This is a genomic window from Alteromonas aquimaris, from assembly GCF_026183695.1.
Classification (GTDB): Bacteria; Pseudomonadota; Gammaproteobacteria; order Enterobacterales; family Alteromonadaceae; genus Alteromonas; species Alteromonas aquimaris.
This window is the reverse complement of sequence record NZ_JAPFRD010000010.1, coordinates 378535-391290: the sequence shown is the minus strand read 5'-3', so window position 1 is coordinate 391290 and position 12756 is coordinate 378535. Positions and strand designations below refer to the sequence as shown.

The 12756-nt window shown below is 44.3% G+C and carries 16 protein-coding genes; all 16 read left to right on the top strand.

Annotated features, from left to right (window positions below; genetic code table 11):
• Window positions 1-98: 98 nt before the first annotated feature.
• The 16 genes from yceD to OPS25_RS09315 all read left to right on the top strand — a co-directional run bounded on the left by yceD (window position 99) and on the right by OPS25_RS09315 (window position 12533).
• On the top strand, window positions 99-626 hold the full coding sequence (yceD, locus tag OPS25_RS09390; protein WP_265617454.1) for a 23S rRNA accumulation protein YceD: 528 nt from the start codon (window positions 99-101) through the stop codon (window positions 624-626).
• A 3-nt stretch (window positions 627-629) separates the two neighbouring features.
• Window positions 630-800: a 50S ribosomal protein L32 gene (gene rpmF / locus OPS25_RS09385; RefSeq protein WP_169209236.1), complete on the top strand. Its 171-nt coding sequence runs from the start codon at window positions 630-632 to the stop codon at window positions 798-800.
• A gap of 17 nt (window positions 801-817) precedes the next feature.
• On the top strand, window positions 818-1843 hold the full coding sequence (gene plsX, locus OPS25_RS09380; RefSeq protein ID WP_265617453.1) for a phosphate acyltransferase PlsX: 1026 nt from the start codon (window positions 818-820) through the stop codon (window positions 1841-1843).
• Window positions 1840-2805, top strand: a complete 966-nt coding sequence (locus OPS25_RS09375; RefSeq protein WP_265617452.1) for a beta-ketoacyl-ACP synthase III — start codon at window positions 1840-1842, stop codon at window positions 2803-2805. The genes plsX and OPS25_RS09375 overlap by 4 nt, the downstream gene beginning before the upstream one ends.
• 27 nt (window positions 2806-2832) lie before the next feature.
• Entirely contained in the window at window positions 2833-3756 is a 924-nt protein-coding gene (gene fabD, locus OPS25_RS09370) for an ACP S-malonyltransferase (RefSeq protein WP_265617451.1), read from the top strand.
• 22 nt (window positions 3757-3778) lie between these two features.
• Entirely contained in the window at window positions 3779-4522 is a 744-nt protein-coding gene (gene fabG, locus OPS25_RS09365; protein ID WP_265617450.1) for a 3-oxoacyl-ACP reductase FabG, read from the top strand.
• Between the two features lie 196 nt (window positions 4523-4718).
• Window positions 4719-4958 (top strand): acyl carrier protein, encoded by a 240-nt coding sequence (gene acpP, locus OPS25_RS09360; RefSeq protein WP_044056889.1) that lies wholly within the window; start codon window positions 4719-4721, stop codon window positions 4956-4958.
• Between the two features lie 73 nt (window positions 4959-5031).
• Window positions 5032-6273, top strand: a complete 1242-nt coding sequence (gene fabF / locus OPS25_RS09355; RefSeq protein WP_265617449.1) for a beta-ketoacyl-ACP synthase II — start codon at window positions 5032-5034, stop codon at window positions 6271-6273.
• A 229-nt stretch (window positions 6274-6502) separates the two neighbouring features.
• On the top strand, window positions 6503-7312 hold the full coding sequence (pabC, locus tag OPS25_RS09350) for an aminodeoxychorismate lyase (protein ID WP_265617448.1): 810 nt from the start codon (window positions 6503-6505) through the stop codon (window positions 7310-7312).
• Entirely contained in the window at window positions 7296-8318 is a 1023-nt protein-coding gene (mltG, locus tag OPS25_RS09345) for an endolytic transglycosylase MltG (protein ID WP_265617447.1), read from the top strand. Before pabC ends, mltG begins: the two co-directional genes overlap by 17 nt.
• Before the next feature lie 3 nt (window positions 8319-8321).
• Window positions 8322-8939, top strand: a complete 618-nt coding sequence (gene tmk, locus OPS25_RS09340) for a dTMP kinase (protein WP_265617446.1) — start codon at window positions 8322-8324, stop codon at window positions 8937-8939.
• Entirely contained in the window at window positions 8939-9826 is an 888-nt protein-coding gene (gene holB, locus OPS25_RS09335) for a DNA polymerase III subunit delta' (protein ID WP_265617445.1), read from the top strand. The genes tmk and holB overlap by 1 nt, the downstream gene beginning before the upstream one ends.
• Window positions 9827-9838: 12 nt before the next feature.
• Window positions 9839-10612, top strand: coding sequence for a TatD family hydrolase (locus OPS25_RS09330; RefSeq protein ID WP_265617444.1), 774 nt, complete (start codon window positions 9839-9841; stop codon window positions 10610-10612).
• Complete coding sequence (locus OPS25_RS09325) at window positions 10605-11168, top strand: pyridoxamine 5'-phosphate oxidase family protein (protein WP_265617443.1); 564 nt, start codon at window positions 10605-10607, stop codon at window positions 11166-11168. Before OPS25_RS09330 ends, OPS25_RS09325 begins: the two co-directional genes overlap by 8 nt.
• A 442-nt stretch (window positions 11169-11610) precedes the next feature.
• Entirely contained in the window at window positions 11611-12036 is a 426-nt protein-coding gene (locus OPS25_RS09320; protein WP_265617442.1) for a VOC family protein, read from the top strand.
• The gene (locus OPS25_RS09315; RefSeq protein ID WP_265617441.1) at window positions 12036-12533 is read left to right on the top strand and encodes a flavodoxin family protein; all 498 of its coding nucleotides are present in this window, start codon (window positions 12036-12038) and stop codon (window positions 12531-12533) included. The genes OPS25_RS09320 and OPS25_RS09315 overlap by 1 nt, the downstream gene beginning before the upstream one ends.
• The last annotated feature ends 223 nt before the right edge of the window (window positions 12534-12756 follow it).

The following is a 12756-nucleotide window of genomic DNA, read 5'->3' as shown; positions in this document are numbered from 1 at the left end:
CAGGTATTGAGGCGAGTTAATACTCAGTATAAAAAATGAGTGGCAAATATGAACAAACCTTTGACATAAATCGGTTGACTCTATATTATGCGCGCCCTATGCAGAAAGTGAAATTACCGCAATCGGTCGATCCATTCAAGAGTGCAATGAAACGCTCTGACTATCAGGGTATTGTTGCATCCAAAGATATGGAAAGGCTGTTAGATGCTGTTGTCACTTGTGATGATGCAGTTGAAGTGGAAGTGCAGTTCGAAAAAGACGCGCAGGGTCTTACTGTTTTTCACGGTAACTTATCAACACAAGTATCACTTATCTGTCAGCGGTGTAATGGTGAGTTTACTTACCCGCTTCATGTGGATTTCTGTTATAGCCCGGTGCAGGGGTCAGAAGAAACTGAAGTATTACCCGAAGCTTACGATCCGGTTGAGGTCAACGACCACGGAGAAGTTAATTTACTTCAATTATTTGAAGACGAATTGATTTTATCATTACCTTTGGTAGCCCTTCATGCAGAGGAGGATTGCCCAGTAGGTGAAGACGATATGCAATTTGGCAAAATTTCACCGGAACAAGAGCGCCCAAACCCTTTCGCGGTTTTGAAAGAACTTAAGCGAGACCAGGAGTAAGTTATGGCAGTACAACAAAATCGTAAAACGCGTTCTAAGCGCGGTATGCGTCGTTCACACGATGCATTGACAGGCGCGACTTTGTCTGTCGATTCAACGTCGGGCGAAACACACCGTCGTCATCACGTAACCGTAGATGGTTACTATAAAGGCAAAAAAGTCATCGATCGCTAAGCGACCGGTATACAATTTTGTCTAAACTAACCATAGCGTTAGATATCATGGGGGGCGATCATGGTCCCCCTGTTACTCTTCCTGCTGCCCTCAAAGCTATTCAGCAGCATTCTGAACTTCATTTTATTTTATGCGGTAAAGAAACACTCATTGCGCCTTGTTTACAATCGTTGACAACTGAACAGCGTGAGCGAATAAGCATTGCTCATTGTGAGCAAGTGGTAGAGATGGGCGAGTCCCCCAGATCTGCACTGCGAACCAAAAAATCCTCTTCAATGCGCAAAGCAATCGAACTTGTCGACGAAGGCGTAGCCGATGCTTGTGTGAGTGCGGGGAATACGGGAGCGTTGCTAACCTTAGCTTTCTATATATTAAAGACCTTACCAGGGGTAGACCGTCCGGCCCTCATATCCATGATGCCAACGGTGGATCATCATAAAGTATTCTTACTCGACTTAGGTGCAAACGTTAATTGTACTGCTGAAATTCTTTTTCAATATGGGGTGATGGGATCGGTTTTGGCAGAGCAAATAAGTGGCATTCAGCGTCCCAGGGTGGCGTTGTTAAATGTGGGTGAAGAGGATATTAAAGGAAACGCTCAGGTCAAACATGCGGATCAGTTATTTAGACAAGCGGCCGAAATAAATTATATTGGCTATGTCGAAGGTGATGATATTTTCACCGATAATGCTGATGTGGTGGTAACCGACGGCTTCACTGGGAATGTGGCATTAAAATCCAGCGAAGGATTGGCAAAATTGGTGATAAACGAGCTACGGCAACACTCTCAGGCGAATATATTTACTCGCCTGATGGCAAAAATCGCCTTACCTTTATTAAAATCTATCTATAATCGGGTGAACCCCGACCAGTATAACGGCGCCAGTTTGATAGGATTGCGCGGAATTGTTGTAAAGAGTCATGGAAATGCCTCTTCGGATGCTTTCTACTACGCTATTTTAGAAGCGATGAAGGAAGCGAGAATTGGTGTTCCAGAAAAAATAAAAAACAAAATAGAAACCGTTTTGTTGGAGCAGCTTTGAGCAAATTTTCCCGAATTATTGGAACCGGCAGTTATTATCCCAGCGAAGTGAGAACTAATGCTGACCTTGAGCTAATGGTGGATACCAGCGACAAGTGGATAACTGACCGCACCGGCATTAAAGAACGCCGCATCATAGGTGCAAACGAAAGCGCTGCAACCATGGGTGCAGAAGCAAGTAAAAAAGCGCTTGAAGCGGCTGATATTGATCCCAAATCCATCGATATGATCGTATGCGCCACTACCAGCGGCCGTTATGCGTTACCTTCGAGTGCCTGTGAAATTCAGCAAATCCTAGGTTTGGATGGTATTCCTGCCTTCGATGTGGCTGCGGCGTGCGCAGGTTACTGCTATGCATTGAGTGTGGCCGATCAGTATATAAAATCTGGAATGGCAAAACGCATACTGGTGGTGGGTACCGATTGTTTAAGCCGGCTTGTCGACCCGTCTGATCGTACAATGGTTATTCTATTCGGTGATGCTGCCGGTGCTACGATCATCGAAGCCAGTGATGAACCGGGCATATTATCTACCCACATCCACGCTGCAGGTTCTTACGGGAATTTGCTGTATGTGGGGAACCCAACTCGTGGAGACGAAAAGTCGATTCATGAAAACTGGGGTGTAATGAAAGGCAATGAAGTTTTTAAAGTAGCAGTGAACAAGCTATCACAAGTGGTAGAAGAAACGTTAGCTGCAAACAATATGGCGAAGTCCGATTTGGATTGGCTAGTACCTCATCAGGCTAATTTCAGAATTATTAAAGCCACAGCTAAAAAACTGGACATGTCCTTGGAACAGGTGGTTCTCACCCTCGAAAAGTATGGCAATACTTCCGCAGCAACAGTTCCAACAGCGCTGGACACAGCTATCAGAGATGGTCGCATAAAGCGTGGTCAGCATTTGTTACTGGAAGCCTTTGGGGGTGGATTCGCCTGGGCTTCTGCTCTTGTCCGTTATTAAGTTATCAGTTTGCGATAAGGAATAATTATGACCATGACTGCATGCGTGTTTCCCGGACAGGGATCACAGTCTAAAGGTATGCTTAGCGATCTTGCTCAGTCTCATTCTGTAGTAATTGATACATTCAATCAGGCGTCAGAGGTACTTGGTTACGATTTGTGGAAAGCGGTTCAGGAAAATGTAGACAATAAACTGGATGAAACACACGTTACCCAGCCCGCAATTTTATCGGCAAGTGTCGCTATTTGGCGCGCCATGGAAGCGGATAAATCGACGTTTACGTATTTGGCAGGTCACAGTTTAGGTGAATATTCTGCGTTAGTGTGTTCAGGGGCGCTGGCGTTTACCGATGCCGTGAAGCTAGTTGAAGCGCGTGGTCATTTTATGCAACAGGCCGTGCCAGCCGGAACTGGTGCTATGTACGCGATTATTGGTTTAGAAGACGATAAAATCGCGCAAATTTGTCAGCAGATCGCCGCGGAAACTGGGAATGTCGTATCACCAGTTAACTTTAACTCTCCAGGTCAGGTTGTCATAGCGGGTGAGAAAAATGCGGCCGAAAGAGCAGGCAATGCGTGTAAAGATGCGGGGGCAAAAAGAGCCTTACCCTTAGCCGTCAGTGTACCTTCGCATTGTGATTTGATGCATCCCGCAGCTGAACAACTTGAACAAGCGCTGCAATCTATTGAATTATCGACACCTGAGATTGCAGTTATCAATAATGTAGATGTGGCTATTGAAACCGATCCGGCTGCAATTAAAAATGCGTTAGTCCGCCAATTATACTGTCCGGTGCAGTGGACACGCAGCGTTGAATTCATGGCCGCCAAAGGTGTGACGAAGCTACTCGAAGTTGGACCTGGAAAAGTATTAACTGGCCTGGCTAAACGCATCGATAAGTCGTTACATGCAACGGCGATTAATACACCCGAATCACTTGCAGAGCTGTAAAATAAAAGGCAAACAAATAATTATGCAAAATCAATTAAATGATAAAGTGGTGCTGGTTACGGGAGCGTCCCGGGGCATCGGCAGAGCCATTGCTGAACAACTCGCCAGTCAAGGGGCGAAGGTGATCGGTACGGCAACCTCACAAAATGGTGCAGACGCTATTTCGGACTATCTAACTGCATCAGGAGGCAAAGGTCTGGTAATGAACGTTACTGATAAAGCCTCTATTGATAATGGTTTAAAAACAATTAATGACGAGTTTGGCAGCATTGATATTTTGATTAATAATGCGGGCATTACTCGTGATAATTTGTTGATGCGAATGAAAGAAGAGGAATGGAGTGAGATTTTAGATACCAACCTGACTTCTATCTTTTTACTGTCAAAAGCGGTATTACGAGGCATGATGAAAAAACGCTTTGGTCGTATCGTAAACGTGGGCTCAGTAGTGGGCAGCACCGGTAACCCGGGACAAGCAAATTATGCTGCCGCCAAAGCTGGTGTAGTCGGCTTTACCAAATCTATGGCGCGCGAAGTTGCGTCTCGTGGTATAACGATTAATGTGGTGGCCCCAGGCTTTATTGATACAGACATGACGAAAGCATTGACAGATGAGCAAAGAGAGGCGATCTTTAAGGACATTCCTGCCAACAGGCTAGGGAAGCCAGAAGAAATTGCTGCAACCGTTGCCTTTTTAGTAAGCGAAGGGGCAGCGTATATCTCAGGTGAAACCATTCACGTGAATGGTGGCATGTTTATGAGTTAATTACGTTAAAACGTAATTAAATTCTTTAGTGAACAATTGGTTAAGGTACTTGCACGTTAAATGATTGTTCATTAGACTTTGGTAGATCGCTGGTTTGACCAGAAAAGAAGTTTCAACTGGGACTTGCAAGCTGATACCTTGCAAAATAAACTAGCGAAAATTTTATATCTAGTGACGTTAAGGGAAACCTAGAATTATGAGTAACATTGAAGAGCGCGTTAAAAAGATCATCGTTGAGCAGCTTGGCGTGAAAGAAGAAGAAGTAAAACCTGAAGCCTCATTTGTTGATGACTTAGGCGCAGATTCACTTGACACTGTAGAGCTGGTAATGGCGCTGGAAGAAGAGTTTGATACTGAGATTCCAGACGAAGAAGCTGAGAAAATTACTACAGTGCAGTCTGCAATCGACTACATCAACGCGAATAAAGACGCGTAAGACTATCTAGCAAAGCGGCTCTTTCGAGCCGTTTTCTATTTTACCTACCTTAGTTCCAATGCGAGGGCTTTTTGTGACAAAACGTCGCGTAGTGGTTACTGGTCTTGGCATGTTATCTCCACTTGGTCAGTCTGTTGATCAGACTTGGCAGCGTTTGCTTGCGGGCGAAAGTGGCATTGGGGATATCACTCTTTTTGATTGTAGTAACTATTCAACCCGATTCGCAGGTCAGGTTAATGACTTTGACCCGCAGGATTATATTGATAAAAAAGAAGCAAAGAAAATGGACCGGTTTATCCAGTTCGGCGTGGCTGCGGGTAAGCAGGCGTTGGCACATTCCGGTTTAGTGGTGAACAATAACAATGCTCATCGAGTAGGTGTGGCGATTGGTTCAGGTATTGGTGGTTTGGAGATGATTGAAGCGAATCATACCAAGTTACTCAATAGCGGCCCTAAAAGGGTTTCACCTTTCTTTGTCCCTTCGACTATCACGAATATGATTTCAGGCTTTTTGTCCATTATGGAAGGTCTGAAAGGGCCCAACCTAAATATTGTTACCGCTTGTACAACGGGGGTTCACAATATCGGTGTGGCAGCACGTACCATCGCTTATGGGGATGCGGATGCCATGTTGGCAGGTGGGGCCGAAGCTTCTATTACTCCATTAGGCGTTTCAGGTTTTGCTGCGGCGCGGGCATTATCCAGTCGTAATGATGATCCTAAAGCGGCGAGTCGCCCGTGGGATAAAGACCGTGACGGCTTTGTAATGGGTGAAGGTGCAGGTGTGGTGATGCTTGAAGAGTACGAGTCAGCTAAGGCGCGGGGCGCCACCATTTATGCTGAACTTGTTGGCTTTGGCATGAGTGGTGATGCGTATCATATGACCTCACCACCAGAGTCCGGAGAAGGTGCGGCGGCTTCTATGGAGCATGCACTTAAAGATGCTGATATAGCGGTTGACCAAATCGGCTATATCAATGCGCACGGAACATCCACTCCTGCCGGCGATGTGGCTGAAGTAGCAGCGGTAAAACGGGTGTTTGGTCAAATGTCCAAATCACTGTTGGTCAGTTCCACAAAGTCTATGACTGGTCACTTACTTGGTGCTGCTGGTGCAGTTGAAGCTATTTTTACTGTGTTAGCACTTAAAGATAAGATGGCTCCGCCTACAATTAATCTGGATAACCCCGGTGAAGGGTGTGACTTAGATTTTGTCGCCCACAAAGCGAAGTCATTTTCGCATGAATATGCGTTGTGCAATTCATTTGGATTTGGGGGAACCAATGGTTCTCTTATTTTCAAACGTGTAGAGTGATGATTAAAAGAGATAGCGTATGCTATCTCTTTTTCGCATAGTATTCTCGTTCACGCTGTTCGATTCAATTTATTAAAAAATAAGACCTCATCAATTTTAAAAGATTTAATCGTCATAGAATTGTTTGAGCACAATTACTATCAGATAAGTATTGAACTGGATTGTTCGTTTATCCTTGATATACTGCCAAGCTGTTTTCACTATTCACGCATTTAATCTATTAGAATTTATGTTTACTAGCAATGACCGTGCGGCCAACTATGGTGATGGAATATTCACTACCATGCTGGTTGAAAACGGCGCGGTAGCATTGTTTGAACGCCACGTAAGTCGATTACTATCAGACAGTAGCAAACTTCGCTTAAACGTGAATGAAGATGAACTTCGACGAGCTATAGCTAATGAGGTCTCCACCTGCGAAAGCGGCGTGCTGAAACTGCTAATTAGCAGCGGTGAGGGAGGACGCGGATATTTGCGCGGTAACTCGACCAGTCCAGGGTTTCATTTTAGCAAGCATACCCTCCCGGCGAGCTACTCAAAGTGGCAGCAACAAGGTGTGAATCTAGGGGTAAGCGATATTCATCTTGCCTCTCAACCCTTACTGGCTGGAAGTAAGCATTTAAATCGTTTAGAACAGGTGATGATAAAACAATCACTGGCCCAAACAAATTTTGATGATGTGATCGTCTGTGATTATGATGGCCATGTAATAGAAGCGAGTGCCGCAAACCTGTTTTGGTGTATTAATGATATGTGGTTCACACCTTCAGTAACGCGCGCAGGTGTAGCGGGTGTAATGCGAAGTTTTATGCTGGATTATTTAACCCATCAGGGCAACCACATAGTTATCTGCGCGTCCGCGGTTAAAGAGTTGGCGAACGCAGATACAATTTTCATGTGTAATTCATTAATGAAGCTGGTTCCGGTAAGAACATTAGAATGGGAAAATACGCTGACAGAGTACGATCAGGCAGTAGTCAGTAGGCTTCAACAGACAATTGAATCAAAGTTTAAGGAAGAATATGTCTCGTTTAGTTAAAGTCGTGGCGGGATGCCTGCTCTTTTTTGTCATGGTTATCGCCGCCTTTTATTGGTGGTTGAATGATATCAATAAACCTTTAAATTTGGATACTCCCGTTTTATTTACGGTTGCGCAAGGCAGTAGCGGTCATGCGTTATTGAATCAACTGGAACAACAAGGCTGGCTGGCTTCCAATCCGCACTCGATAAAATTATGGATGAAGTTTGGTTACCGTGGTCAATCTGCAAAGGCGGGTACTTATCAACTGGAGACAGATATGACAGTGCCTGAGGTATTCGACCATTTTGCCAATGGAGATGAGTATCAGTTTTCAGTGAGTTTGGTTGAAGGGCTGACATATTCCCAGTGGTTGAGCACTCTTGCTAGTCACCCTCAACTGGTGCATGACATCGATGCAAATACGACGCAGGCACTCATGGATGCCTGGCCCTGGCAGCCTATGGATGGGTTGGTGAATCTGGAAGGATTGTTGTTAGCGGATACTTATTATTTCACTGCAGGAACCAAAGCAAGCGATATCTTAAAACGAGCCATGCGTGCAATGCAGCATTACCTTGAAAAAGCATGGGCAAACAGGGTGGCGGGCTTGCCTTTCGAAACAGTTTACGAAGCACTTATAATGGCTTCTATTGTAGAAAAAGAAACGGCGGTTGCGGCCGAACGAAATGAAATAGCCGGCGTATTTGTTAATCGGCTGGAAGCCAATATGCGATTACAGACCGATCCTACAGTCATCTATGGGATCGGACCTGATTTTGATGGTAATCTTACCCGTAAGCATCTTAAGCAACGCACACCCTATAATACCTATCGCATAAAAGGGTTGCCGCCGACACCCATCGCCATGGCTGGAAAACCAGCAATCGAAGCTGTGTTACATCCTAGTGAAACTGAGAACCTCTATTTCGTGGCAAAAGGAGATGGTTCACACCACTTTTCAGCAACGTTGCAAGCGCACAACGATGCAGTGTATAAGTACCAGATAAAAAGAAGTGAACAGTAAATTATGAAAGGTAAGTTCATCGTTGTAGAAGGGTTGGAAGGAGCAGGCAAAAGCTCAGTTATTCGTTTGATCAGAGAAACGTTGGCTGCTCACGATATCCAATCAATCAGTACCCGAGAGCCTGGCGGTACCCCAATGGCCGAATCGATACGAGATTGTGTCAAGCACAACTGGGAAGAAGAGGTAGCGGTAGAAACAGAGCTGTTGTTGATGTATGCAGCTCGGCTTCAGCTCTTAAATAACACCATCAAACCCACGTTAGAAAAAAACGTATGGGTAGTAGGTGATCGACATGATTTGTCCACTCAAGCATACCAAGGCGGGGGACGCGGCGTATCCGAGGATGTACTGGCGTCGCTCCGCAAAATGACACTGAAAGACTTTTCACCAGATTTGATTATTTATATGGATGTGGAGCCAGAAGTAGGGCTCAAGCGCGCACGGGGCCGAGGTGAGCTGGACAGGATAGAACAAGCAGGCATGGAGTTTTTTAAACGAACTCGCCAGCGCTATCTTGAATTAACCGCCGACAATCCTGCTATAGTGAGAGTGGATGCGAATCAGGAAATGAGCTGGGTACATAACAAAGTCAAAAACGTGTTGTTGAGATATCTAAATTAATGTTGCCCTGGTTTGTTTCCTATTATCACACGATAGTCAGTCGCCTTAGCGCCAATCGTTTGCATCATGCGCTTTTGTTAGCCGGAACCGAAGGTATTGGTAAACTGCAGCTGGCTGAGCATATTGCCAAATTCATGTTATGCAAAATGCCGGTAGATGAGCAAGCTTGTCAACGCTGTCAGAGTTGTCAATTATTTGCAGCAGGTACACATCCTGATTTTCATATATTGCAAAGCGAAAGACAGATTGGTGTGGACTTGGTGCGTGAAGGCATAAGTAAACTTAGTCGCACATCACAGTTAAGTGGTAATAAAGTACTGATCATTCCCGCGGCGGAAAGCATGACGGAAGCAGCGGCCAACGCCTTATTAAAAACCCTGGAAGAGCCGACCGCGAATACCTATTTAATTTTAGTTACCCATCAGCTTTCCAGAATGTTACCCACTATACTAAGCCGGTGCGAAAAACACGTGCTTGTCCCCCCTTCTACGGAACAAAGTCTGAGCTGGCTCAAGCAACAGGGAATGGGGGAGGTAACAGAGGCTCAATTACATGCATATGGAAATGCACCGCTGAAAGTGCAACGCAGTTTATCTACGGAAAGTGGCATTCAATACACAGACTTTGTGGCGGCATTAGACAATATAATTGCTGGTAAAGGGGATGAAATGCAATTTGCAGGTGAGTGGCAGGATGAAGCTAAACGGGTAGTCAGTTGGTGTCAGCACTACGTTCATCAGCTGTACATTCGCAACCAAAGTCAATCGGCATTTTCCGTTTATAACGAATGCATAAAAGCCCACGTACATTTACAAAATCCTGGTGTAAACAAAAAGTTAGTATTGAGCACTTTGTTAGCTCAGTTTTCCCATCTGGATATGACGTAATTTGGAGTTATTTTGTTCATTGATTCACATTGTCACTTAGATAGATTGAAAACCGCTGATACGGACCTGGATGAGGTTATTGAATTCGCCCGTAAGCGAGGCGTGCAGCATTTTTTGTGCGTTTCTGTTTCGGTGCGTGAGTTTGATGACATGCTTGCCAAGGTCCAACGATATGAAGATGTGTCTGTTTCTTGTGGTGTTCACCCATTGCATCAGGATGATGCGTGCAGCTATGAAGAGTTATTAGCTAAAGCCGACAATCCGCGGGTGGTGGCGGTGGGCGAGACCGGGCTGGATTACTTTTACAGTGCAGATACCCAGGAAGTGCAACGTCAGTCTTTTATTGATCATATCAAGGTCGCGAATGCGCTTGGTAAGCCTTTGATTATTCACACCCGCGATGCCCGTAAAGATACTATCAGCTTACTGAAAGAGCACAAAAACAAGCAAACCCAGGGGGTTCTTCATTGCTTTACTGAATCGCTTGAAATGGCCAAGGCGGCTATCGAACTAGGATTTTATATATCCATCTCCGGTATAGTGACATTCAATTCTGCTGGCGAATTACGCGAAGTAGTTAAACAGTTACCGCTTGATAAACTGCTGATAGAGACGGATTCTCCTTGGCTCGCCCCCGTTCCCCATCGAGGCAAAGAAAATCAACCTGGCTATGTGGTAGAGGTGGCTGAGTTTATTGCCGAATTAAAAGGTGTGAGCGTAGAAGACGTGGCAAAAATAACTACCGAAAACTTCTATAAACTGTTTCCAATGGTTAAACGTGTCTGAAATCGAAAGCTGGCAGGATAAACTAATTCGTTCTTTGGATAAAACCCAAAATGACCCCGTTTCGCGTTTCTTTCAGTTAGCCACAGTTGACCGAGATGGTCGACCTAATATTCGTACGGTGGTATGTCGGCGGTTTAATTCAAATGCAGAATCGATTGATATTATTACTGATTTGCGTAGTGAGAAGTGTCGTCAGTTGGAAAGCAATATCAATGCATCGATATGTTGGTATTTTGCAGCCACGCGTGAGCAGTATCGCTTGGGTTGTAGTGCTAAAATTTTTCATCAATATATTGAAGTGACTAAAATAAAGCATTATTGGGATAAGCTACCAAATAAAAACCGCTTACATTTTTTTGGGGCTCCGCCCGGGCAGCGGTTGACAAGTAAAGACGTTTTGGTAGTTTCTAACACAGATTTACCGCCACCAAATTTTGCAGTCATTCGCTTCAGGATACACGCGGCGGAATACCTGAATGTGAGTGAATTGCCTCATGTACGGATACTTTATAAGCTCGATAATCATCACTGGCAAGCGAAACCTGTTGTCGCTTAACAAATTCTTTTTTCTGCTAGCTTGCCTTAGACTGCGTTCCTATATATATGAGAAATACCGCTAAAGAACCACAGCTTTTATGATTTAATTCAGGACCAACCATGCGATGCCTTCACCGCTTTTGTCGTGAGAGCCTCTGCTATAGGTATGACGGTTCTTCCTGGGACATTGAGGCAATAATGAGGCTAAGTGCACTACATCTCTATTTGAATCCCTTAACGGCGTAAGATTAAGACGTATTAACGTGACATCAGTGAAATCGCTGGTTGCGTAGTCATGGTATTTAAGCGTCTAAATTCGTACTCATTTGTGAACCTCCTGGTGAACAATCAAGTCTGTTCAATATGAGGGGGTGTAAAAATATCTACGAATCAACGCTTTACCTCAACTTATATTAAGGTTTTAGTCTGTCTCCGAACTATAAAAAAAGTAGGAGAAATAAATGATAAAACTTGAACACCTAAATCTGATCGTGAAGTACATGGATTCTACACTTCACTTTTATCAGGCTGCGTTCCCTCATTGGAGAATTCGTGGCGAGGGTGAAGGTGAATGGTACGGTATTATGCGCAGGTGGTTACATTTTGGTGATGATCATAATTATCTCACCTTTAACGACAATGGTCTGGGTGTGAATAGAAATCTGCAGAGCAATAATATGGGATTAGCTCATTTTGCATTTGTTGCAGATAATATTGATGCGGTGGTCGGCAGGTTGAAAGATGCCGGATATACAGTAGAAAAAGCGGGTGCTAACGGACGCTTTCGTAAAAATTGTTATTTTATCGACCCTAACGGATATGAAGTTGAGTTTGTGGAGTACCTGTCTGACTTACCTGCAGAACGCAATCTTTACGAGGTGAACTGATGAAAACTGCGATTATTTTTGGCTCTAGCTGCTCCCAGGGAAATACGAGCGGATTAGCCCATGAGGTTAAAAAACTGCTTGCAGCGGATTTTTATGATTTGGCGCGCTATAAAATTGAACCGTTCGATTACCATAATAAGTATCAGGATGATTTTTTACCTCTAATTAACCAGCTCCTCTGTTACAAAAAACTGATTTTTGCTTCACCTGTATACTGGTATGCCGCTAGTGCACAAATGAAGGTGTTTATGGATCGATTAACTGACTTGCTTAATTTCCACCAACGTCAAGGTCGCAGACTACGTGGAAAGGGGGTTGGTTTGCTTGCTACAGGTATAGAGACAAGGGCGCCCGATAGTTTTGAACAAATGTTCAAACTGACTTTTGAATATTTAGGCATGGATTATAAAGGTATGGGGTATTGTTGTACGCCCGACACCTTTGAAATCACTGATCATGTGACCAATGTTAAAAATTTTGCAAACTGTATGACTTAAATACTGTGGTCAAAAATTAACATGGAGTCTATGAGCAAGTCTATTTTGAACAAAGCGGATAACGAGTAATATTGTTGTAGAGTATTCGTAGTATGTTGGCGCAGTACACGCAGGGAAGATGGTCTCCTTCGTCGATTTAAAAACGGACTCTTTTTTCGTCAGTGTGGCCAGTTGGGGGTTGACGCAGATTCCCACTTTCGTGGAAATGACAAAATTAAACAGC